Consider the following 22,129-nt stretch of genomic DNA (forward strand, 5'->3'; position numbering starts at 1 on the left):
TCACGGACAAATACGAGATGCCTTCAACCGCACTGGGAACTGGGATGTCATCTGATATCATCGGCATGGAAGGACGGGCCGCTTTCGGCGCCTACGAGACCTGGTATCGGGTCAGTGGCGAACTCGGTGGCGAAAAGGCACCGGTGGTGATCCTGCATGGCGGCCCGGGCGTCGCCCACAATTATGTCGATGCCTACAAGCTTCTTGCGCGAAGGGATCGCGCCGTCATCCATTATGACCAGTTGGGCTGCGGCAATTCCACCTTGCTGCCCGAAAAAGGCGCCGACTTCTGGACACCCCGGCTGTTCATCGACGAGCTTGACAACCTGGTCGACCACCTCGGCATTCGGCCGGGCTTTCACGTGCTCGGCCAGAGCTGGGGCGGCATGCTGGGTGCCGAATATGCCGTGAAGCGGCCGCAGGGTCTGAAGTCGCTGACCATTGCCAACTCACCGGCGTCCATGAAGCTGTGGGTCGAAGAGGCCATCCGCTTGCGTGCGGATCTGCCTGCCGATGTGCAGGAGACTCTGACCCGGCACGAGCAGGCCGGCACGACGGACGATGCGGCGTACCAGGCGGCGACAATGGCGTTCTACGAGCGGCATGTCTGCCGGGTCGTGCCTTTCCCGCCCGAAGTCACGGAAAGTTTCGCCCAGGTCGTGCGCAATCCTACCGTCTATCATCTGATGAATGGGCCGAACGAGTTCCATGTCATCGGGACGCTGAAGACCTGGAGCATCGTCGAGCGCCTGCCGGCCATCGATGTTCCCACACTGATCATCTCCGGACGTCACGACGAGGCCACGCCCGCGACCGTGCAGCCCTACAAGGACGGCATCAAGGGGTCTCGCTGGGAGATATTCGAGCATTCCAGCCACATGCCGCATGTCGAAGAGCAAGATGCGTGCATGCGGGTGGTGGGAGACTTCCTGGACCACAACGACAATTGAAGAAAAGGGGAATGAAAACATGAAGAAACTGCTTCTGGCGGCAACAGCCGCGGCATTGCTGGCCGGTACATGGCTGGCCCCGGCACAGGCCGAATATCTTAAGGAGCACCGAGGCGGCACCATCCGCCTGCTCGCCCGCTCCGCGGCCGGAACGCTCGATCCCCACATCAATTACACGGACCAGGGCTGGCAGATGTACCAGCCGATCTATGACGGCCTGGTGGCCTTCCGCAAGGCCGAGGGCATGGACGGCTTCACCATCGTTCCCGATCTGGCCGAGGCCATGCCGCAGGTCAGCAATGACGGCAAGACCTTCACCTTCAAGCTGCGCAAGGGCATCAAGTTCTCCAGCGGCCAGGATCTTGGCGTGAAGGACGTCGTCGCTTCCTTCCAGCGCATCTTCAAGGTTTCCGGACCCACCTCCGGCACGTTCTATGCCGGCATCGTCGGTGCCGACAAATGCCTGGCCGACACCAAGAGCTGCACGCTGGAAGGCGGCGTTGTCGGCGATGAAGCGGCCGGCACCATCACCATCAACATCACCAAGCCGGATGCCGAGCTGCTCTACAAGCTGGCCTTGCCGCATGCCGTGGTCCTGCCGGCGGACACCCCCGCCGAAGACATGGGTTCCAAGCCCATTCCGAGCACCGGCGCGTACATGATCTCCGCCTTCGACCCCAACAAGGGCATGACGGTTTCCCGCAACCCCAACTTCAAGCAGTGGAGCGAAGAAGCCCAGCCGGACGGCTATCCGGATGTAGTCCAGTACGATTTCGGCCTGTCCGAGGAGGCAGCCGTCACCGCGATCCAGAACGGCGAAGCGGACTGGATGTTCGACGCTCTGCCGAGCGACCGCCTGGGCGAACTGGGCAGCAAGTCCATGGACCAGCTGCACATCTCACCGCTTTCGGCTTGGTGGTACGCGCCGCTGAACAACCGTCTCGCACCCTTCGACAATGAAAAAGCCCGCCAGGCCGTTGCCTATGCGATCGATCGCAACACGCTGGTCAAGCTGTTCGGCGGCAAGGTGCTGGCTTCGCCAGTCTGCCAGGTCCTGCCTCCGGACTTCCCCGGCCATGAAGACTATTGCCCCTTCACCAAGAATCCGGGCGCCAAATGGTCGGCCCCCGACCTCGACAAGGCAAAGCAGCTCGTCGAGGACTCCGGCACCAAGGGCCAGAAGGTGACCATTATCGTCGAGGACACCGCCATTTCGCGCTCCATCGGCGTCTATCTGCAAAGCGTGCTGACCAGCATCGGCTATGTCGCCGACGTCAAGCCGATCTCGTCGAACATCCAGTTCACCTACATCCAGAACACCAACAACAAGGTGCAGATGTCCGTCACCCAGTGGTACAAGGACTATCCGGCGGCTTCGGACTTCCTGAACATCCTGTTCAGCTGTGCCTCCTTCCGCGAAGGTTCGGACGCCTCGATCAACATCGCCGGCTTCTGCGACAAGGAAATTGACGCCAAGATGCAAAAAGCATTGGACCTCGGCGTCACCGACCAGAAAGCCGCCGACAAAATGTGGGCTGAAATCGACAGGCAAGTCACCGACAAGGCACCCGCCGTGGGCCTCTTCACGCCGAAGCGGCTTGATTTTGTCAGCAAACGTCTTGGCAATTTCAAATTCAACCGGCAGTTCAACTGGATGATCACCCAATCCTGGGTGCAGTGAAGGGCCTGGGTGCAGTAACCAACCGCGGAGGGCACGTCCGTGTCGAACGTAGCTGTCGCCGCGCCGCGCAAGACGCGAGGGCCCTGGGCCGTCGCGTTTGCGAAGCTGGCAAGGGACAGGGCTGCCATGACGTCGCTGGCCGTGTTCCTCCTCATCGTCCTTGCCTGCCTCAGTGCGCCTCTTTATGCGAAATGGGCAGGCGTGGACCCCTTCGCCTCGACGCTCGACGCCGTCATCCAGATCGACGGCGCCGACGTTCCGGTGATGGAACAGTCGACGGAGGGGCTCGGGCTTGGCTACACACCGCTTGGTCCCACCTGGCGGCTGGGCAATTACTTCCTCGGTGCCGACAGCCAGGGGCGCGATGTCATGGCCAGGATGCTCTATGGCGGGCTCAGTTCGCTGCTGATCTCCGGAGCGGCGACCATCTTCACCCTGATCCTGGGCACGGCGGCGGGGTTGATCGCCGGCTATTTCGGCGGCGTCACCGACACGGTGCTGTCGCGCTTCCTCGACATCCTGTGGGCGTTCCCCATCTATCTCTTGGCGATTTCGCTCTCTATCGTCACCATCGCGCATGGCATCACGATCGGTCCTATCCAGATCGAGTCCGGCAGTCTGTGGCTGCCTGTCATCATCATCGGCATCGTCTACGTGCCCTATGTGGCCCGCCCAATACGCGGGCAGGTTCTGGCACTGCGCAAAAGCGAGTTCGTGCTGGCCGCGATCAATCTGGGCGTACCGGGATGGCGCATCCTGTGGCGCGACATCCTGCCCAACGTCACCACCACGCTCATCGTCTTCGTGCCGCTGATGATGGCGCTGAACATGCTTACGGAATCAGCGCTTTCCTTCCTTTCGATCGGTGTGCAGCCACCCGCCGCGAGTTGGGGCACCATCATCCAGGACGGGCAGGCGCTGCTTTACACCAGGCCATTGGTGGCGCTAGTGCCGGGCTTGGCGATCGCGGTTTCCGTCATGGCGCTCAATGTCTTCGGCGATGGCCTGCGCGACGCGCTCGACCCGCGCTCCAAGGTTCGGCTGGGGCGCGACTGATGATCTACGCAATCCTGCGCCGGTTCGGCCAGATGCTGTTCGTGATGTTTGGCATCTCGGTTATCGTCTTCCTGATTTTCTTCGCAACGCCGGGTGCCGACCCGGCAGCGCGCATTGCCGGCCGCAATGCATCGCCCGAAGTGCTGGAGGCGGTGCGCCACAGCTTCGGCTTCGACCGGCCGCTCTACGTGCAATATGTGACGATGATGGAGAAGATCTTCGTCACCGGCGACCTGACCTCCTTCGTCAATCGTGGCTGGAGGGTGGTGCCGGCGGTGATGGATTCGATCCCGGTCACACTCTCGCTGGTGTTCGGAGCAGCGATCCTGTGGGTGGTCGTCTCCATCATCATCGGTATCGCAGCCGCCGCCACGCGCGGCAGCTGGCTGGACAAGCTGCTTATGGCGTTAGGGTTGCTTGGCATTTCCATGCCGGTCTACTGGTTGGGCGAGGTGATGAACCTGATCACCCAGAGCCGCTACCACGACAGCTGGGCGTTCTCCTGGGTGCCGCCGCTCGGCTACAAGAATTTCTCCGACGATCCGAAGGGCTGGTTCCTGACCCTGGTCATTCCCTGGATCACACTGTCCATTCTTTATATCGGCATTTACGGGCGCGTGCTGCGCGCGGCAATCATCGAATCTCTGCAGGAAGACTATATCCGCACGGCCCGGGCCAAAGGACTGTCGGAGACCCGCATCCTGCTGCGCCATGCCCTGCGCACGTCGCTCATCGCCTTCGTCACGCTGTTCGGCCTGGACTTCGGTGCGCTGGTCGGGGGCTCGGCCCTGCTGACGGAGGTGGTGTTCGGGCTGCACGGCATCGGCAAGCTCACCTATGACGCGCTGCAGAATCTCGATCTGCCGATGATCATGGCAACGGTGATGTATGCTTCGATGTTCGTCGTCATCGCCAATGCGGTCGTCGATTTCGTCTACATCCTTCTCGATCCGCGCCTGAGGACATCATGATACTGTCGGTGCGCGACCTCAGAGTTGCCTTCCGCACCAATGACGGCCTGGTGCGGGCCATCGACGGCGTTTCCTTCGACCTCGAGGAGAGCGAGATCCTCGGCGTCGTCGGTGAATCCGGTTCCGGCAAGACCGTGTCGCTGCTGGCCGTCATGGGTCTCATCACCGACCCCAACGCCACCATCGAAGGGTCGATCCGCTACAAGGGCCGCGAACTCGTGGGACTGCCCGCGCGCGAACTCAGGCGGCTGCGCGGCAACGAGATCGCGATGATCTTCCAGGATCCGATGACCGCGTTGACGCCTGTCTACACGATCGGCTGGCAGATCGCCGAACAGATCCGCGCGCATCGCAGCATCAGCAAGTCCAAGGCGATGGAGCGCGTGGAGGAACTGCTGGCCGAGGTAAATTTCCCGAACCCGCACGAGGCGATGTCGCGCTACCCGCACCAACTGTCCGGAGGCATGCGTCAACGGGCGGTGATCGCAATGGCTTTGTCCTGCAATCCTGCGCTTCTGGTGGCCGACGAACCGACCACGGCGCTCGACGTCACCGTGCAGGCCGGCATTCTCGATCTGGTGCGCAAGCTGCGCGCGACGCACAAATCAGCGGTCGTCTTCATCACACATGACATGGGCGTGGTTTCCGAACTGGCCGACCGGGTCATGGTCATGTATGCCGGCCGCGTGGTGGAGCGCGGCAGTCGCGCGGAGCTGTTTTCCGATCCGCGACACCCCTATACGCGCGCGCTGCTCGGTTCGATTCCGCCGCTGACCGGCGAAAAACCACGGCGCCTGCCGGCCATTCCCGGTTCGCCGCCATCATTGCTGCGACTGCCGCAGGGCTGTGCGTTCGGTCCGCGGTGTCCAGTTCACTACGAGCCCTGCGAGGCCGGCAAGCCCGACCTCGGGAGCGGCACCCATGCCGCGGCATGCTTCAGGGTGGCACAGGCATGAGCGGGCCGATGATCGACAAGAACCGCCCAATCCTCGAGACGCGTTCGCTGGGCAAGCGCTTTTCGATAGGCAGCCGTTTTTCCGCCGAAGGCAAGCGAATCGTTCATGCGGTCGACAATGTTTCCCTGACCGTGTGGCGCGGCGAGACTGTCGGACTGGTCGGCGAATCCGGATGCGGCAAGTCCACGCTGGCGCGCTGCCTGGTGAGGCTCTACGACATATCGGACGGCGAGCTTCTGTTCGAAGGCAACGATATCACCTCGAAATCGCTATCCGAACTCAGGCCGCTGCGGCGTCGCCTGCAAATGGTTTTCCAGGATCCGTCGGCTTCGCTCAATCCGCGCCGGCGCGTCGGCGACCTGGTGGCCGAGCCGCTGCGCATCCATGACAGGCTCTCGTCGAGCGAGATCACCAAACGCGTGGCGGAACTGTTCGACCTTGTCGGCTTGCTGCCGGATCACGTCATGCGGTTTCCGCACGAATTTTCCGGCGGACAACGCCAGCGCGTCGGCATCGCGCGGGCTATTGCGCTGAACCCGGACCTCGTGGTCCTGGACGAACCCGTCTCCGCGCTCGACGTGTCGGTGCAGGCGCAAATCGTCAACCTGCTCGCCGATCTGCAGGAGAAACTCAACCTCACTTACATCTTCATCGCCCACGACCTGTCGGTGGTACGTCAGGTTTCAACCCGCATCGCGGTCATGTATCTCGGCTCGATCGTCGAAGAAGGGCCGGCGGAAGACGTGTTTGCAGCACCAGCCCACCCCTATAGCCAGGCGCTGATATCGGCGGTTCCCGTCGTGGAGACGACGCCCGGTGGGACGCGCAAGCGCATCATCCTCACCGGCGACGTACCGAGCCCGCTGAACCCTCCAACCGGCTGCCGTTTCCATCCCCGATGCCCGATCGCGGTGGAACGCTGCCGTTCGGAACGGCCACAGTTACGGGAATACCGACCGGGTCGCAAAGTCGCCTGCCACTTCCCGACGATGTAGGCGACACTCACCACCGCACGGGTGATCGCCTTCGCCCGACAGATTTCCAAAAAGATTCCATTTTTACCTGGAACCAACGGGCTGTTGGCGCGTTTGGTGGGGTTCGATCGAGCGCATTGCGGTCGACCGGGAGGAAACGATGGATCAGTTGCATTTCTTTTCGCCCGTGCGGATTTCGCGCGGGCAGGGGCATCCTGTGGAAGAAATCGATAGTGTTGCCGAAGCCATGATGTTCTTGCGGAAATGGCCGACGGGACGGCGCGGTCCGGTTTATCAGTGCGCGCTGAATTGTTGCTCGGCCGCCTTGTCGGGCCAGATGTCGGTCGAGGAAGCAAGGAAAGCGTTCACCGGCTTTGCCCGCATCACGCGCCTTCTCGACGACGACATGGCGTCGCCCGTGCCCAGCGAAGGCAAGGCAAGCGTGCACGCGCTACGGCGATAGGCTGTTGTCCTGACGCTCCTACAGGTCTCGCGCTACAGCGGCGCGAGTCTCGTCGTGCAACGCGCTCGGTTTGGGGCGTCGAAAGTTCGTCCTGCATGGCACACTTTCACAGCGGACGGTCGTCGTTCATGCTTACTTCAGTCACGAGCTTGCGGCGAAGCGCCATGGTGTAGTCGTCTGGCCCCTTCGGCGTCATGACGAAGGCTTGGGAACCGCCAATGACCGATTTGGCAAAATAGGATGCCAGAGGTTCGCCGGGATTCTCATCCTCCGTCGGGATGGCGATGGCGTTGATCGTATATCCCTTGGCTATGGCGTTCGACCTGCTCGGCTGGACGGGAAGCCCGTCGTTGTTTTCGCCGTTGGAAGAGATATCGATGACTTTCTTGGCCGCCTTTCCCGGGAACTGGTCGAGCAAGAGACTGCCGATGTCGATAGCCGAGGAAACGGATGTTCCGCCACGCCCCCTGCGGATGAAGCCGGTATCGCCTTTCCTGCTGATCACCGCTGCCGCCGCTTTGGCATCTTCCAGTCCGCAGATGCTTGTCCACGGCAGCACGACGCGCGCGTGTCCGGGGCTCGACCATTCAAAATAGGCGACGCCGATGCAGCCAACGTAATTCCGGCTGATGGCGGCGATGATCTCTGGCGAGGTGAGTGCCGCGGCATGTCCCTCGCGTTGCATATCGGCGATCTTCGGATCGATCGACGACGAGAAGTCGACCGCGAACACGATGGCGACGTCAACATTCGCGGCATGGGCAGAGACACCCCAAAACATCGAAGCTGCAAGTATTCCTGTCACTCTCGAGATTGAACTGGCCGGCGTCAGGAGACTGCCCCAGCCTGTCGTCCGCACCCGCTCGCGAGAGGATGGGGGTCCGGCGTCCTGATACACACTGCCAAACATGTCATTCTCCATCTCGACATCCGGTCGTTTTAAAAAGCGGGTTCAACATGTGGAAATCTGGCGGGTGGCCTTGGTGCCCACCCCGAACAGCAGCAGATCGGCCTTGGTCCACAAGAGACAACAGCCGAGCAAGGTCAGTGGCATGGCGAGTGCCGCGAAGGACCCGCCCGACCAGACCTCAGGCAAGGCACGTCCGAGGGCCACGGTGGTCGCCAGCATTGCCGGCAACCGGCTGGCGAGCACCGCACTGCGGAACGGATCGGGCCAAGCGGCCGGCCACATCGGAATCTGCCTGCCGGGCCTGTGGAAGGTGCTGCCGAATTTGCCCAGCGCATGCAGCAGGCCGGAGGTCGCCGCAAGCAATGGATCGCCGAGCAGCAGCAGCGCAATGCCGAGCCCGATCGCACCCAGACCCGACAGGAAGTCGCCCAGACGGTTGAGGGTGGGATCTGGAGCATCCGGCCTTGCCCAGGCCCGGTGATAGGCCTCGCCGCCCCAGAAGAAGACCAGGGTGGTCAGGGTCAGCGCAACAGTGCCATGGCTCCCAGCGAAATATTCGATCACCGCCGTAGTGACGCTGCTTCCCTCATGCAAGCCGACCGGCGCGGTGGCAATCTGGATCGCGAGACCGACAATGAGGCCGAGCGCGTTGCCGCTGTTGTAATAGCCGCCCGGTCCCTTCATGCGGGCCCGAAGCGCCGATACCAAATGTGCGATCGGAAGAAGAAGGATTGTCCGCGCGTCCATCATTGCGCCCCCGGGGTGACGATCGCCTGCCCAATTTTCGCCAGCAGCTGCAAAGGCAGGGGCCGCGTCGAAGGGTTGAACCGAAGCGGTTCGCAAGGACGTGCGTGCCTGCGGCGCTCGGTTAGACATCGCAACGGACAGGATCGCACCCAGAATGATGGCCGCGCCCAATGCGCTCGCGGACGAGCTCCGCTCGCCGAGAAAGACCGCCGCGCCCAGCGCCCCGAAAACGCTTTCTGCACTGACGATCACGGCGGCGTGGCTGGCCGGTGTAAAGCGGAGGGCAACCGTCTGTATGCCGAAGGCAATCGCAGTGGAGAACACGCCGAGGATCGCCAGTTCCGGACCGGCTGCGAATGCGGCGGCCAACGACAGATTGCCTTGCATTGCGCCGAGCGGCAGGGCAAAGGCTGCGGCGCCGAAGAACTGTGTCGCGGCTGCGGTGAACGGCCGCGCATGCACCTGCATGTGCCGGCCCAGCTCGACTGCCCAGAGCGAATAGCAGGCGGCTGACAGGACCGCGGTGAGATCGCCACTGCTGAACCCGGCAATCCCATCCGACAACAGCAGTGCTCCAACAACGGTCAGCCCGGCTGCGAGCGTGAGACTCGCTGTCGGACGTTCGCCGACGAGAAACCAGGCGGCCAGCGGTGTCATTGCCGTTGCCGTGCTGACCAGGAAGCTCGCATTGGTGACGGAGGCACTGAGATAGCAAAGCTGCTGGAGCGTGATGGAGATGGCAAACAGCGCGCCCACCTTGGCCAAGCTGGAAAAAATGGTCCAGCCTGATCGGAAGCCGCCTCTCCATCAAGACAAAGGGGAGCACAAGCAGCCCGCCGATCAGGCAGCGCAGACCCACCGCGCTCAGCGCGTCGAGATGTACAAGCACCATCTTTTGCGAGACATTGCCGAAGCCCCACAAAGCGGCTGCAAATAGCAGCAGCAAATTGGCTCTTGTCCTGGACACGCGTCCCCCTCGGACCAAGCCTTTCGTTGACTTGGTCACCTTAATTTAGCAAAGCCTAAATAGCCTGCCGTTACGGCAGCGCTTGAGCGCCAAGGCCGACTGTTGCGAAGCGTTAGTTTTGAGTTAGGATTTCGTCAGGCTGGGACAGCAAATGCAAAGTGAGGACAGCAGCGCTGCAAATAGAATCTCACTCTTCGGCGGTTTCCGGATTGAAAATGAAACGGCCGGTCCGCTTCGGCTGACCGGGAAACGAGGGCCGGCAATCATCGCCTATCTGGCCCGATGTCCGGGCATGGCGGCGACGCGGGAGAGGCTGGCTGACCTCCTATGGGGCGACAGCGACGGCGAACATTCTCGCAACAGCCTTCGGCAAGCCCTCAGTGTCCTGCGCCAGGATCTGGCGCGAGAGGGGGTGGACCTCATCCATTCCAGCGGGGAGTTGATCGCCCTGAGGCCAGAGGCGGTTCAAGTCGACGTGGAGAAGTTCGAAACGGGTCTCTCGGCCCGTTCCGCTCAGGACCTCGCGAAGGCCTTGGCGAACTACACCGGGCCCTTCCTCGACGGGCTTTATCTGGGAAGCAATGCGTTCGATGACTGGATCACATCGGAACGCGACAGGCTGCTCGGCCGCGCGCTTGAGTCCTTCGAAAAACTGGCCCGTCTCGTCGACCCCGATGCCGGGCTGATCCTGGCCGATCGTATTCTGGCCATGGAACCGACTCGAGAAGAATCCTATCGGCTCAAGATGGAATTGCTGCTCGCATGTGGCCAACGCGACAGGGCAATCAGGACATACGAAGCTTGCAGAAGCATGCTGAAGAAGGAGTTCGGCGTCGAAGCCGGCCCTGAAACGCGGGCGCTTTGGCAATCTCTGTTGCTTGCCGCCGACGACGCCTCAAATATGCAGTCGACAAGTGGTGTTCCGGCCAGCCAGCGCCTTGGGCGTCCGTCCATCAGCGTTGCCGACTTCGTCAATCTGACCGGAAAGCAGGGCGACGACTTTTTCGCCAAGGGACTTGTTCAGGACATCACGACGGCTCTCTCCGAAGTGGCCGACTATGTCGTGCTCGCCGCGCTTCCGCCCGAGAAGAGCGGCCCAGGCGAAGAAATCAAGACGCCGGGGATACTCCGGGCGCGATATATGCTCAGCGGCAGCGTCCAGAGATCCGGCAATGGGCTGAGGGTGAATGTCCAACTCGTTGATGCCGCCGGCGGCCACCACGTCTGGGCCCAGAAGTTCGACGGCCACTCCGAGAACGCGCTCGAATTCCAGGACAGGATCGCGCAGTCTGTTGTTCTTGCCGTGATCCTCGAACTTCAACTGACCAACTGGAAGGTTCGAGACAAAAGCCCTCCGGGTACCCCTGAAGTGCGCAGGCTGGTGAACGAAGCCCTCATGAAATATTTTGAGATGACTCGGGACTCGCTTTTGGTCGGGATAGAGCTTGCCGAGAGGGCTTTCTCGATAGGTCCCGATAATGCCCGTGCAAAGCGGACGCTCTCGATCATAATATCCATGGGCGTAGCGTTTGGCGCGCTGCCTCGGGAGAGTGGGGTGATCGAGCGTGCGGTCGAGCTTGCGGAAGCCGCGGTGCGGGCGGTGCCGGACGATGAAATTGCCCGATGTATCTTGTCGTTCGCTCTCGAAAGTTGCGGTCGTATCGACGAAGCGATCGCCGAATGCCGTCACGCGATCAGCCTCAACCCAAGCTACCCGACTGGCCACGGCGATATTTCGATGCTCTTTGCGTTGCGCGGACAGGTCGACGAAGCGGTGCGCGAGGCCAACGAAGCAATCCGGCTCGGAACGCACGATGTCATCGACTTCTGGCGCCACCACGGCCTGGTTGTGGCGCTCTTCGCTGGCGGAGACAACCAGCGGGCGCTCGAAGCCGCCCGCAAAGTGGTCAGGACAAAGCCGGGCTTCGTTCGCGGCGCCCTTTATTGGGCCGCGACCGCGTCGGCCACCGGAAACAACGAAGAAGCGTCCCGGGCCATCCACCATTGCCTGTCACAACTTCCGCATCTCAATCTGAGCAATGTCTGCCCTGGCTTTGTGCCGCGCTATGTGAAGGATCATCACCATTCCCGGTTCCTTGAGATGCTGTCGAGGGCTGGCCTTCCCAGTTCCTAGCCACTCATCGGCGCAGACACCGTCATACGAAGCTGGAGGGTTCCGTCCTCCGCCCAGGCATCGAAAGCAGATGACACTTTGGCAATTCCGGCCCGGTCGACCTATACGCTACCCTGCGATTGAGGTATTCGGCGCCGCACGCCGTCGCGCCGGCCAGGTCATCCGCCGATTTGCGGCGGCGGCCTATCATGGCACACGGTAGAGTCCGTACGACGCGATTCAACCTATTGAAGTTATGAAAATGCAAGATTATCAAAGGTTTAGGATAGCCATAGCCCCGATGATGGATGGGGAAGATACTTCAATATAATCAGCTAGTTACGAGATGGCGTGTGCAAAAATCGCACACGAAAGTTCTGCTTCTCTTCTTTTTTCGTTCCCACGACGGAGCCGCCGACAGCCCTTTTCGGACACGCTTCTGCCGACGATATTGACCGCTCAAATGCGGATGTTCGCTGGGATATCCGTGAGCTCATTGTCCGCGCGGCATCCAATTTGCCTCGGGTGCTTGGAAGCTTTCCGAACTTCCTGCCTTGCGCCTCCATACGAATTGCGCGCGTTTATGACAGAAGTTGGGATGCATGGGTTGGCACTGGCGCAAACTTGATCGAGACACTCATCTGGGTTCGAGTCGGTAGAGCGCTCAATCAATCAAGCGCGTTCGGCGGCAATCGGTTGCTGTCAACGCGACCATGTCTATTGGTTGCACCTAACCCGGATTTCAAGGTCACGGCGCTCCTTCTTCGCCCCGACTAGCCGGGAGTGGCAATAAGAATGTGGCAGGAAATTCCGGAAGGTAGCGGGTCAATTTGCGCGCTACCAAACTCTACAGGCAACACATCCAGGATCAGTCTCAAGCCAAACCCTCGGCCGAGCTTCGGAGGAACAGGGGGGCCGCCGCTCTCCTGCCAATGGACCTCGAGCCCCCTGGCCGTGGTCTCCCATCGGATACCGACCCTTCCTTCCGCGTTGGAAAGTGCGCCGAACTTGGCAGCATTGGTGCAAAGCTCGTTGAAGACGAGCGCTAGCGGCACATTCATGCGCGCCGGCAGCTTGATGTCCTCGCCGCGAAGGTCGAATCTGTTCGGGGACTGGAAGGGTTCCGCCACACCGACGATCAGGTCAGTCAGGCTAAAGGGTTCTCCCTGTTGAGCAACAGCCAGATCAGTCGCCTTGGCCAACGCAGCGAGTCTGCCCAGAAACCCGTTCAGCGCGGTTGGATTGGCAGCTCCTCGTCCGAACGACTGGGTTGCAAGCGCCTGGATGACGCTGAGCGAATTCTTCACACGATGATGGACCTCGCGCAGCAGCAAGTGCTTCTGTTCGTCGCCGCGCTTGCGCTCGTCGATATCCATCAAGACGCCGATAATCCGCTGCGGCTCGCCAGCAGGAGAATGTTGCACCTCTGCCCGAAGCAGTCTCCAGCGCAATGAACCATCGGGAAATCGGCAACGGAATTCTGCCTCAAAGTACGGATCAGCGACGTCGGCTGCGCGGCTTCGGATTTCCATGATCCTCTCAAGGTCGCCTGGAGCCAGCAAGGTCCGAAGCTCGGCAACGGTCGGACATGCATCCTCCGCCAGGCCGAACATACGGTTGAGCTCTGGGGTGACCATCAAGCGGTCCGCCGGCACATCCAGTTCCCACACCGCCATTCTGGCGGCATCTATGGCCAGTCGTTGTCTCAGTTCAGCCTCTCGCAGCGCATTCTCCGCCTGCTTGCGAGCGGTGATGTCCTCGATGGTGCCGAGGAAGCGCACCGCTTTCACGGTGTCGCCGCTGCGTTGAAACACCACCTCTCCGTAGGCCAGAGCCCAACGGATTTCGCCTGTGTCGGCCCGCACGAGACGATATTCGTAGGGCTCGTTGTTCCTAATCTCAGGGTCCAGCGCCATGCGGGCCTGTTCGCTGGTGACAGGTAAATCAGCTGGGTGGGTGACGGCGCGAACCTTCTCGATGGTAATCGATTCGTCCGGCGAAAACCCGCAAATCACCCGAGCCCGGGGCGAGTAGCTCATCTCGTTGGTTTCGAGGTTCCAGTCCCAAATGCCTAGGGGGGCGGCGCGGAGAGCCAGCCTGAGCTTTAGATTATCATCGCGGAACTTATCAATCGGCCGACGCACGGTTCCCCCAAGACAGACCAAGACTACGCGATGTTGGTCTCGTTCCGAAACTCATGCTGACGGGCTCCCTGATCCTTGGGGTCCCGACAGGGCGGAATGCAACGAGTTGGCCAGTTTCTCCTTGGAGTAGGGCTTGTCGATGATCGGAGCACCTTTGGCGAAGTCAGCGGCGCCATGACCGTAGCCCGTGGCACATACCATCGGGATGCGCCGTTCTCTCAGGGCGTCTGCCACGCGGTGGCTCAACTCCCCGCGAATGTTCACGTCGAGCACGGCCGCGTCGATATTATGGGTCGAAATCAGGTCCAAAGCGGCGTCGATTGACGTGGCCGGACCAATGACCTCTACCCCAAGGTCGTTGAGAAAATCGTTGGCCATCATGGCAATCAGGGATTCATCTTCAACCAGGAGGACGCGTCTGCCCAACAGTGTCGTCATTGTGCGAGTATCCCCTCCTGCAGCGGAGCATCAATTTTACAAACAAGCCCTTGGGGCTGAAACTCCATTGCGACTTCTGCCTCCAAATCGGCCGCCAGGCCTCCCACAATCAGCCGCGAGCCAAACCCCCGCTGTGATGGAGCCGACACCGCGGGACCGCCCAACTCGCTCCAAATTAGCTTCAGCCGGGGCTTGGGATTTTCGGTGCGAGCCCACTCGACCGAAACTTTGCCGGCATCGTTGGAAAGGGCACCGTACTTAACTGCGTTGGTCAGCAGCTCATGAAGTGCTAGTGCGACGGAAAGGGCCTGGTTCGGCTGCAAACGAATGGCTGGCCCGCTCGTTGTGACCCGGTTGGCAAACGTGCCTCGGATCTGGAGACTGTCGGAAACCAGTTGGTCCAAGGATGCATGCTCCCAGCTGGTCTGGGTCAGGATGTTGTGCGCGGCAGAGAGGGCCATGAGGCGACCCTCAAAGGCGGCATGAGCCTCGGTTGCAGCAGTTCCCCTGAAGGTCTGATGGGCGATTCCCTGGACCACCGCCAGCGTGTTCTTCACACGATGGTTGAGTTCAGCCATCAGCAGGTCTCGCTGGGTCTCTGACCGTTTTCGCTCGCTGATGTCGACGATCGAGGCGAGTGTCATCAAGCCTTCGCTCGTCTGGATCGGGCTTATTCCAATCTCAACCGGCACTTCGCTTCCGTCCTTGCGCCGGGCATACAGGTCTCTACCCGCACCCATCGGTCGCGCCAGAGGGCGCTTTCCATACTTGCCGCGGAACAGAGGATGAGAACTACGAAACTGCTCGGGTACCAACATTTCGATGCCGTGGCCTATCATCTCCTCCCGCTTATAGCCAAATACGGCTTCGGCATGCAGATTGACGAGGATAATCCGGCCGTTCCCATCGGTCATGACCATGCCGCTGGGGGCTGCCTCCACGGCCGACCGAAATCGCTCCTCGCTGTGGCGTAGTGCTGCTTCCGCCTGTTCGCTTTCCGTCACGTCGACATTCACCCCAATTAATCCGCGAAATTGGGCCTTGGCGGAAAAATGGGGGCGAGCGACGGTGAGCAGAGTGCGGTACTGGCCCTTGCGGTTCTTGTAGCGACCCTGGACGGTGACACTCGACTTTGTCGTCAGCGCTTCCATCATCCGGGCTCCGATATCGGCAGCGTCGTCCGGATGGATGGTCGGGTGCCAACTGAAGGTCGGGATCTCCTCGCTCGTGACACCCCAGAACTCGCGCAGCATGCTGTTCAAATTCGTGCATTTACCTGATGCGTCACACGTCCAGATCATGACCGGCGCATGTTCGGACATCAGGCGGAACTGTTGTTCGGATGCTCGCAACTCATCTTCGGTAAGTTTGCGGGCCTCTTCCGCCCTGGTCCGCTCAAGATAGAATCCGATCTGCCGGGCGATCGTCATCGCAAGATCAAGCTCGTGGCTGGCAAAGGAGTGCTTCTGGTCGTAGTAGGTCATGAACTTGCCCACCACTTCGCCTTGCGCCATCAACGGAATGAACGCCAAACCGACGATGCCTTCGCTGGCAATCCTGTCTTTGACGCTGGCCGGTTCAGAGGTCTCTGCGATGTCCGTTACAAGGATCGGCTCCGCATTGCGTTCGCCCGCTTTCCAAGGCGAATGTCCCGCCAGCGCGTGTCGGTAGGAATCGGATAGGCCACGCCACGCCACGAAGCGCATTACCCCTGCGTCGTCGAAAAGCAACATGGACGCCCTTCGACACCCGAGCCCATCGCGGATGGCATCCAGGCCAGCCTCGAAAGCTTCGTGATTAGATCTTGCCCGATACAGGCGGTCTGTCAGCACGTAAAGCGCGCTGAGTTCATCCACCCGTTCCGTGAGTTTCTCGCCCCCCGGTATCTGCATCGCCTCCCCTCCTTGGCGAACAAATTAGCACGACGGCATATAACGAAGACGATCCATCTTGGTTCCAGTTCGCAAATATGTGGCCGCTTGGCCCATTCAACGCAATAATCCGCACAGGGGCTTAAGCTACGCTGACGGTCAGATCATAAGGCAAGCGTTGCATTACCGGGGCGGACCGTTGTCCGGCCAAGTCCGGAGGGGCTAGATGACCTGCATTGCGAGCAACCGCTACCAAGGCCTAGCGCCTGCATTTATACCAGCGCGGACAGCTTAATCGGGTTAACTCATGTCTCGTCCGACGCTAGGCTCGCATCTTGGTGCGCGTTCACCCGGGATCAGGTCAACTCATAATAAAAGTCGCAGATCAAATCCGCGACCTTCACAGCTTCAAAATCCGTCATGTTGGCGGCCGTCTCGATAGCGACCGTTTCCATATTGTCGTGGTCGTCGGCAAGAAGATCCAAGATCTTGGTGAACTTGATCTTGAGCTCACGGTCACCGTCGAATTCATCGAGAGTGACGTGCAATATGTTCGCATTTGCATCGATCAATCTTGTCTGAATAGGGTCCGCCGAGGACGGCCGAAAGGCTGCGGAGATCGCCACTCTGAGCGCCTTGTCTGCCATCAGGGGCATCTCGGCTCGCTCGACATAGTGACTGGCGTTGCCAAGCTCGGGGTCTGCATCGCGACGGCGGGCGATTTCCGGGACCATCCGAAAGTCGCCGACGGGCGTCCGAGCTGCTCGTCAAGGTCTTCGGGACCGAAATGCTGTCAGGCGCCCTGTAGGTCCGCGCAAGTTGCGCGAGCCGCGTCAGGATACCGGCTCTTCACAAACCGATGTCGGTTCCCAATTCATTGTATGTGGACGACGACGTAACGTCCGCCGTACGACTGATAATAGGCGCCGCCACAGTGCCACAGCACGGCGCCATTGACCGAGGTCTTCACACAGGCCGCGGGCAGCCTGCTCACGTAGACAGTCGAACGGCGGATCGTTCGGCGTGTGGTCCGCCTCGCGACGCCTGCGACGCTGCCCGGCGTGAGTGGATGGCCCACTCTCGCATGCGCGTAACCGACGAAGGAGGTGGACGGCGCAATCGGATCGAGCAGACCGGCAAACATTATTACGACGATCCCGGCGGCGCCGGTCAACTTCAAGCTAAGTCTAGTCATTGTCCGTCCTCTCAAGAAAATCTAGCAATTGCGTCCGTGTGGAATCCGCAATCCATGCGGTCAGGCGCACGAGGCAAGTCTGCGCCGAATCCGAGTTGAAGCATTCGCAACTCCCTCGACCCCACGCGAGCCAGAGGCAGCGCTCTTTCAACTATTTAGAAGATACTAATTCTAGCACGCAGCTGCTATCCGAATTGCGCAAATCCGATTGAGGTGATCAGCCCATGATGCAATTCCTCGGCGTCACAATGCCGGGATTCCATGTCATTCGGCGGTTTTCGCGCGCCGGTCATGATGGCCGGGCACGATGGATCGTTTCCTTGGGAGACTCTCCAAAGAGTGAGCGATAGCTCGCTGCGAAACGCCCAAGGTGGGTGATCCCTACCTCCATGGCCACCCTTGTGACGCTTAAGCCGCTTGCGCGCGCAGTGGTCAGTTGCCGCCTGGCTTCATTGAGGCGGAGCGCTCTGATGAATTCGAGCGGACTTACCCCGAAGGTGGCCCGAAAGGCATACTCCATTTGTCTGCGGCTAACGCCGATTTCCTTGCATAGCCGAACGATTGGGATTTCTTCCTGAATGTGGGCGTGAATGAAATCTTCGGCAGCCCGGGCTTGGCGAAGATGCCGACCTACGGACTGAGTTATTCCAGGCTCATGACGGTCCGAGACCGCACGAGCGTCAGCCAGTGCTCCCAGATATTCGACGAGCATGAGCGGAGGGTGCTCTAGTTGAATCGGATCGGTTGAAGCTGCCGCGAAACAGTCTGCCATTGGCTCGATCTGATTCCGGATGGCTTGTGCATGGCTGGTCGCGAGCCGAACGGCGCTGGGGTGATCGGCCGCCTGCTCCTCGATCATTCCCGTGGAAAGCGCCTGGATTTCCGCCCAGATGGCAGTCGGAACAACGGCGGCCGCATAGCGGAGTCCGGGCTGAATGGTTGCCGTCACTGTCGTGCCGGCGGGGATCGTCACGACCATGTCGTCCTTGAGCGGAATGCCGCAGATTGTCGACCCGCAGGCCCGCTGGACTGACACAAGGGCGATGGAACTCGGACTGAAATCGCCAACGGCGCGGAAGGCGCAATGAAATTCGGGTAGGTCAAGCGCCCATTTGCCCGGGGACTGGATTTGCCGGATTCGCGACGGAAGCCAGCCCGACGAAAGCCGGTCCACCTTCACGGGCAGACCGGAGGCGGCGCTGGTAAGCTCGTCAGGGCCAAGCTCCACGTCCCTGTACGAAGGCAATGATGGCCGTTTTGTCAAAAGATAAGTCCTTTGCGCAAAGTGGATAGCGTAGCGGACACATAAGCTATAGCTCATAGAAAAAAATTGCGCTCGATCAAATTGGCGAAGGCCGGCGGACGGCTGGTGGGAGATTATCGACTCGGAAGTCTCGGACGGCTGATGGCGGGCTGCCTCAACAGCATGCCGGCGTCGATCAAGGCCGAGCTTGTCAAACGCGGCGTCGCGGCAGCGCGGCTTGACGCCGATGGCCAGGGTGAGAACACCCCAAGGGTGGCATGACACACTCGAAGGCCGATCCATCAATCGCCGGGTTGAGCTTGTCCGCACGGGTCGCTAGCGCCAAATGGTCCGGGCGCCAGTTCCTGACCGGTGCAAGAAGGTGCGGCAGTTACCGGTGGACTGGAGTTGCCGGATGCGCGACGCCCCCAGTGGGCCGAAAAGCCTGTCAACCTTGACCAGCATTCCAGAAGCTGCGCTGGCAAGCTCGTCTGGGCTGAGCCGCACGTCCCTTTGCGAGGGCGATGAAGGCCATTAGGTCAAAATGCGTCCTTTGCGCAAAGTGGATAGCAGGACGATTGTATAGGTATATCTTATCGCAAATTGCGCGAGATCAATTAGCGCGCAAATAACGCCGATAACGGCGAGTGGGGACTATGGGCGGAGAATATCTTTTAGACAGGTGCCGGGGACATCGAGCGCCCTATCGAAGCCGCGATATGACGAGATCGACAATGCGGGTGGCACGCTCCGTGCGCTACGATGCACATAGCGAAGTTGATCCAGCGCAAAGCGCGGGTTCGTCTGTTGCCCGATACTGCGCCGAATATGACGGGGCGCGCGGGACGCTGAATTCTTTGCCATGCGTAGCCGGGCCGACGAGAAGGACAACGGGGGGTTTATGAAGAGATTTGGTTTAGCTGCCTTGGGGGCGGCGGCAATGTCGGCGCTTTATACCGCCAATGCGTTTGCAGCGGATACTACCAAGGCGGCAGCGGAGACTATCAACCAGCAGGACGAAGGTTGGACCTTTACTGCCGCCCCGTATCTCTGGGCATCGGGAATCAACGGCCAAAGCGGCCTCTTCGGCTTTCCGCCCCAAGATGTGGACGTGAGCTTCAGCGACGTGTTGCAACACCTGAGATTCGGCTTCATGGGGGTTGCGGAAGCCCGCAACGGGCGTTTCACCATCAGCACAGACATAGTGTACGCTAGGCTCAACGCCGACATAGGCACCCCCCGGGGAATTATCGCTTCCAATATCGATGCGACGGTCACCACTTTCATGGGCACGGCGCTCGGTGGTTACAGCGTGTATTACCAAGACGGCACGAATTTCGATCTGGTGGCCGGCGCCCGCCTCTGGTCAGCAGACAATCGATTCGAGTTCCACGGTGGCGCATTTGACGGCACGTCTGCCAGTGACGGCGATACATGGGTCGATCCGGTGATCGGCGCCAAATTCAAGGCCAATGTTGGCAATGGATTCTACTTGGCCGGCTGGGGCCTCGTCGGGGGCTTCGGCGCAGGATCCAAATCCATGTGGGACGTGATGGGAGGCGCCGGTTACCAGTTCAACGAGAAGTCGTCCATGTTCGTTGGCTATCGGGCTGTGCACGACAACTATCGCCACGACGGTTTCGTGAATGATGTCACTCAGCAGGGTCCTATGTTGGGTTTCACCTACCAATTCTCAGCTGCCCATCATGGAACGATGGAGGATTGACATGAAGCCGTTGCTTCGTCGCGGCGCGTGCATTTAGCGCGGACTGCCGTGTGACGGCGGAGCAGGCATCGGCTCGGAAAGCAGAAAATTGGTTCTGAGGACTTCGGGTTTTGATTACGGGTTTTTTGCCAGCAAGAGTGTTTACCCGTAGGGAGAAGGGTGGAAAGTATGAGCAACGATCGAGACGTCCCGGCTGAACCCGGTATCAATAAAATCACGCGGCGGGACGCGTTAATGGGCGGTACGGCGGCCGCCGTTTCGCGATTTGCCGCACCGGTCGGCGTTTCGGGCGCGCTCGCCGGCCTTGCCGGCGTTCAGCAGGCAGCGGCCCAGCCACCACCGCCCAACATCGTCTACATCATCTCCGACGACCAGGGTTGGAAGGACGTGGGCTTTCACGGCTCGGACGTCAAGACGCCCAACATCGACAAGCTCGGCGCCGAAGGCGCGCGCCTGGAACAGTTCTATGCGCAGCCCATGTGCACGCCCACTCGAGCGGCGTTGATGACTGGCCGCTATCCGTTGCGCTACGGGCTGCAGATGGGCGTTATCCCGTCGGGCGGCAGCTACGGCCTTGCCACCGACGAGTATCTCCTGCCGCAGATGCTCAAGGACACGGGATACAAGACGGCGATGGTGGGCAAGTGGCATCTGGGGCACGCAAAGACCGAATACTGGCCGCGTCAGCGGGGATTCGATTCGTTCTACGGCGCCCTGGTTGGCGAAATCGATCATTTCAAGCACGCGTCCCATGGCGTGATGGACTGGTATCGCAACAACAAGCCGGTGAAGGAGCCAGGCTACGACAACACCCTGTTCGGCACGGAAGCCGCCAAAGTAATCGAAAAACATGACGGGAAGGCGCCATTATTCTTGTATCTGGCATTCACTGCACCGCATTCGCCTTATCAGGCACCGGAAGAATACATCAAAAAATATGCTCATGTTGCCGACGAGCAGCGCCGGCTCTACTCCGCAATGATTTCTGTCATGGACGACGAAATCGGCCGGGTTGTTGCAGCGCTCGAAAAGAAAAAAATGCGCGACAACACTATAATCATCTTCCAAAGCGACAATGGCGGCGTCCGTTCGGCCATGTTCGCGGGCGAATCGAAGGTTGGCAACAACCTGCCGGCGGACAACGGGCCGTACCGCGATGGCAAGGGCACGCTTTACGAAGGCGGGACGCATGTCTGCGGACTTGTCAATTGGCCAGGCAAGGTCAAATCGGGCGATATCGGTGGCATGCTCCATGTTGTCGACATGTATCCGACTCTCGCCGCGCTCGCCGGGGCGAAACCGACCAAGAACAAGCCGTTCGACGGCATGAATGTCTGGGACACGCTCAGCGAAGGCAAGCCATCGCCTCGCAGTGAGATAGTCTACAATGTTGACCCGACTGGCGGAGCAATCCGTGAAGGCGATATGAAGCTTGTCTGGTCGGCCGGTGTGTTGGAGCGGGTCGAACTGTTCGATCTTGCCGCCGATAAGTCCGAAAGTACCAATCTGGCAGAGAAGAATCCCGATAAAGTTAAGGAACTGAAAGGGAAGATCGTGGATCTCGCCAAACAAATGGCGCCGCCACTGCTGATGATGGAAGCGATCAAGCTGACCTTCGGCGCGCCGCCGATCTCGGCCGATCCGTCTTCGTTGTTTAATGAGGTCGGAGACTAGGCGCGCCAGATCGGTCCGGAGTTCCATGAAACTAGAATCAATGAATGACG

The 22,129-nt window shown here is 60.3% G+C and carries 18 protein-coding genes and 1 pseudogene; 11 read left to right on the forward strand and 8 right to left on the reverse strand.

Annotated features, from left to right (window positions below; genetic code table 11):
* Nucleotides 1-44 precede the first annotated feature (44 nt).
* From EOA16_RS14795 to EOA16_RS14825, 7 genes are all read left to right on the forward strand, one after another.
* Nucleotides 45-950 (forward strand): proline iminopeptidase-family hydrolase, encoded by a 906-nt coding sequence (locus EOA16_RS14795; protein ID WP_127259031.1) that lies wholly within the window; start codon nt 45-47, stop codon nt 948-950.
* A 19-nt stretch (nt 951-969) separates the two neighbouring features.
* The gene (locus tag EOA16_RS14800; RefSeq protein WP_127259033.1) at nt 970-2,631 is read left to right on the forward strand and encodes an ABC transporter substrate-binding protein; all 1,662 of its coding nucleotides are present in this window, start codon (nt 970-972) and stop codon (nt 2,629-2,631) included.
* Between the two features lie 39 nt (nt 2,632-2,670).
* Nucleotides 2,671-3,687 carry an ABC transporter permease gene (locus EOA16_RS14805; protein ID WP_127259034.1) on the forward strand — a complete coding sequence of 339 codons (1,017 nt, stop codon included), beginning with the start codon at nt 2,671-2,673 and terminating at the stop codon, nt 3,685-3,687.
* Entirely contained in the window at nt 3,687-4,658 is a 972-nt protein-coding gene (locus tag EOA16_RS14810; RefSeq protein WP_127259036.1) for an ABC transporter permease, read from the forward strand. The genes EOA16_RS14805 and EOA16_RS14810 overlap by 1 nt, the downstream gene beginning before the upstream one ends.
* The gene (locus EOA16_RS14815; RefSeq protein ID WP_127259037.1) at nt 4,655-5,614 is read left to right on the forward strand and encodes an ABC transporter ATP-binding protein; all 960 of its coding nucleotides are present in this window, start codon (nt 4,655-4,657) and stop codon (nt 5,612-5,614) included. Before EOA16_RS14810 ends, EOA16_RS14815 begins: the two co-directional genes overlap by 4 nt.
* Nucleotides 5,615-5,622: 8 nt before the next feature.
* A complete protein-coding gene (locus tag EOA16_RS14820; RefSeq protein WP_127259039.1) occupies nt 5,623-6,609 on the forward strand; it encodes a dipeptide ABC transporter ATP-binding protein in 987 nt (328 codons plus the stop codon).
* Nucleotides 6,610-6,748: 139 nt separating this feature from the next.
* A complete protein-coding gene (locus tag EOA16_RS14825) occupies nt 6,749-7,051 on the forward strand; it encodes a DUF982 domain-containing protein (RefSeq protein ID WP_127259040.1) in 303 nt (100 codons plus the stop codon).
* Between the two features lie 106 nt (nt 7,052-7,157).
* Here EOA16_RS14825 and EOA16_RS14830 read toward each other — a convergent pair whose 3' ends face one another.
* Complete coding sequence (locus tag EOA16_RS14830) at nt 7,158-7,832, reverse strand: DUF1194 domain-containing protein (protein ID WP_245455928.1); 675 nt, start codon at nt 7,830-7,832, stop codon at nt 7,158-7,160.
* A gap of 171 nt (nt 7,833-8,003) precedes the next feature.
* Complete coding sequence (locus EOA16_RS33130; RefSeq protein WP_245455944.1) at nt 8,004-9,464, reverse strand: DMT family transporter; 1,461 nt, start codon at nt 9,462-9,464, stop codon at nt 8,004-8,006.
* Between the two features lie 362 nt (nt 9,465-9,826).
* On the opposite strand from EOA16_RS33130, the gene EOA16_RS14845 reads away from it, so the two are divergent.
* Complete coding sequence (locus EOA16_RS14845) at nt 9,827-11,809, forward strand: BTAD domain-containing putative transcriptional regulator (protein ID WP_127259043.1); 1,983 nt, start codon at nt 9,827-9,829, stop codon at nt 11,807-11,809.
* Between the two features lie 752 nt (nt 11,810-12,561).
* Here EOA16_RS14845 and EOA16_RS14850 read toward each other — a convergent pair.
* The 4 genes from EOA16_RS14850 to EOA16_RS14865 form a co-directional block, all read right to left on the reverse strand.
* Entirely contained in the window at nt 12,562-13,932 is a 1,371-nt protein-coding gene (locus EOA16_RS14850) for a sensor histidine kinase (RefSeq protein ID WP_164754270.1), read from the reverse strand.
* Between the two features lie 51 nt (nt 13,933-13,983).
* Nucleotides 13,984-14,370 carry a response regulator gene (locus EOA16_RS14855; protein WP_127259046.1) on the reverse strand — a complete coding sequence of 129 codons (387 nt, stop codon included), beginning with the start codon at nt 14,368-14,370 and terminating at the stop codon, nt 13,984-13,986.
* A complete protein-coding gene (locus tag EOA16_RS14860) occupies nt 14,367-16,262 on the reverse strand; it encodes a PAS domain S-box protein (RefSeq protein ID WP_127259048.1) in 1,896 nt (631 codons plus the stop codon). The genes EOA16_RS14855 and EOA16_RS14860 overlap by 4 nt, the downstream gene beginning before the upstream one ends.
* 335 nt (nt 16,263-16,597) lie before the next feature.
* On the reverse strand, nt 16,598-16,888 hold the full coding sequence (locus tag EOA16_RS14865) for a hypothetical protein (RefSeq protein ID WP_127259050.1): 291 nt from the start codon (nt 16,886-16,888) through the stop codon (nt 16,598-16,600).
* On the opposite strand from EOA16_RS14865, the pseudogene EOA16_RS33635 reads away from it, so the two are divergent.
* Nucleotides 16,830-17,040: pseudogene (locus tag EOA16_RS33635) on the forward strand (RidA family protein); the annotation flags it as partial. The gene EOA16_RS14865 and the pseudogene EOA16_RS33635 overlap by 59 nt on opposite strands.
* Nucleotides 17,041-17,115: 75 nt before the next feature.
* Here EOA16_RS33635 and EOA16_RS14875 read toward each other — a convergent pair.
* Nucleotides 17,116-17,385 (reverse strand): hypothetical protein, encoded by a 270-nt coding sequence (locus EOA16_RS14875; protein ID WP_245455946.1) that lies wholly within the window; start codon nt 17,383-17,385, stop codon nt 17,116-17,118.
* Between the two features lie 340 nt (nt 17,386-17,725).
* Nucleotides 17,726-18,700: a helix-turn-helix domain-containing protein gene (locus EOA16_RS14880; protein WP_164754272.1), complete on the reverse strand. Its 975-nt coding sequence runs from the start codon at nt 18,698-18,700 to the stop codon at nt 17,726-17,728.
* 880 nt (nt 18,701-19,580) lie between these two features.
* Here EOA16_RS14880 and EOA16_RS14885 point away from each other — a divergent pair.
* Nucleotides 19,581-20,405 carry a hypothetical protein gene (locus EOA16_RS14885; RefSeq protein WP_127259056.1) on the forward strand — a complete coding sequence of 275 codons (825 nt, stop codon included), beginning with the start codon at nt 19,581-19,583 and terminating at the stop codon, nt 20,403-20,405.
* Nucleotides 20,406-20,573: 168 nt separating this feature from the next.
* Entirely contained in the window at nt 20,574-22,079 is a 1,506-nt protein-coding gene (locus tag EOA16_RS14890) for an arylsulfatase (RefSeq protein WP_127259058.1), read from the forward strand.
* The last annotated feature ends 50 nt before the right edge of the window (nt 22,080-22,129 follow it).

It is taken from the genome of Mesorhizobium sp. M7A.F.Ca.US.008.03.1.1 (assembly GCF_003997495.1).
Classification (GTDB): Bacteria; Pseudomonadota; Alphaproteobacteria; order Rhizobiales; family Rhizobiaceae; genus Mesorhizobium.

What these genes read in the sequence shown, in the direction of transcription:
- EOA16_RS14800 (WP_127259033.1), top strand. Translation starts at nt 970, where the DNA reads ATGAAGAAACTGCTTCTGGCGGCAACAGCCGCGGCATTGCTGGCCGGT.
- EOA16_RS14825 (WP_127259040.1), top strand. Translation starts at nt 6,749, where the DNA reads ATGGATCAGTTGCATTTCTTTTCGCCCGTGCGGATTTCGCGCGGGCAG.
- EOA16_RS14845 (WP_127259043.1), top strand. Translation starts at nt 9,827, where the DNA reads ATGCAAAGTGAGGACAGCAGCGCTGCAAATAGAATCTCACTCTTCGGC.
- EOA16_RS14855 (WP_127259046.1), bottom strand. Translation starts at nt 14,370, where the DNA reads ATGACGACACTGTTGGGCAGACGCGTCCTCCTGGTTGAAGATGAATCC.
- EOA16_RS14885 (WP_127259056.1), top strand. Translation starts at nt 19,581, where the DNA reads ATGAAGAGATTTGGTTTAGCTGCCTTGGGGGCGGCGGCAATGTCGGCG.
- EOA16_RS14830 (WP_245455928.1), bottom strand. Translation starts at nt 7,832, where the DNA reads ATGTTTTGGGGTGTCTCTGCCCATGCCGCGAATGTTGACGTCGCCATC.
- EOA16_RS14890 (WP_127259058.1), top strand. Translation starts at nt 20,574, where the DNA reads ATGAGCAACGATCGAGACGTCCCGGCTGAACCCGGTATCAATAAAATC.
- EOA16_RS14815 (WP_127259037.1), top strand. Translation starts at nt 4,655, where the DNA reads ATGATACTGTCGGTGCGCGACCTCAGAGTTGCCTTCCGCACCAATGAC.
- EOA16_RS14865 (WP_127259050.1), bottom strand. Translation starts at nt 16,888, where the DNA reads ATGGCAGACAAGGCGCTCAGAGTGGCGATCTCCGCAGCCTTTCGGCCG.
- EOA16_RS14820 (WP_127259039.1), top strand. Translation starts at nt 5,623, where the DNA reads ATGATCGACAAGAACCGCCCAATCCTCGAGACGCGTTCGCTGGGCAAG.
- EOA16_RS14875 (WP_245455946.1), bottom strand. Translation starts at nt 17,385, where the DNA reads ATGTTTGCCGGTCTGCTCGATCCGATTGCGCCGTCCACCTCCTTCGTC.
- EOA16_RS14795 (WP_127259031.1), top strand. Translation starts at nt 45, where the DNA reads ATGTCATCTGATATCATCGGCATGGAAGGACGGGCCGCTTTCGGCGCC.
- EOA16_RS14860 (WP_127259048.1), bottom strand. Translation starts at nt 16,262, where the DNA reads ATGCAGATACCGGGGGGCGAGAAACTCACGGAACGGGTGGATGAACTC.
- EOA16_RS14810 (WP_127259036.1), top strand. Translation starts at nt 3,687, where the DNA reads ATGATCTACGCAATCCTGCGCCGGTTCGGCCAGATGCTGTTCGTGATG.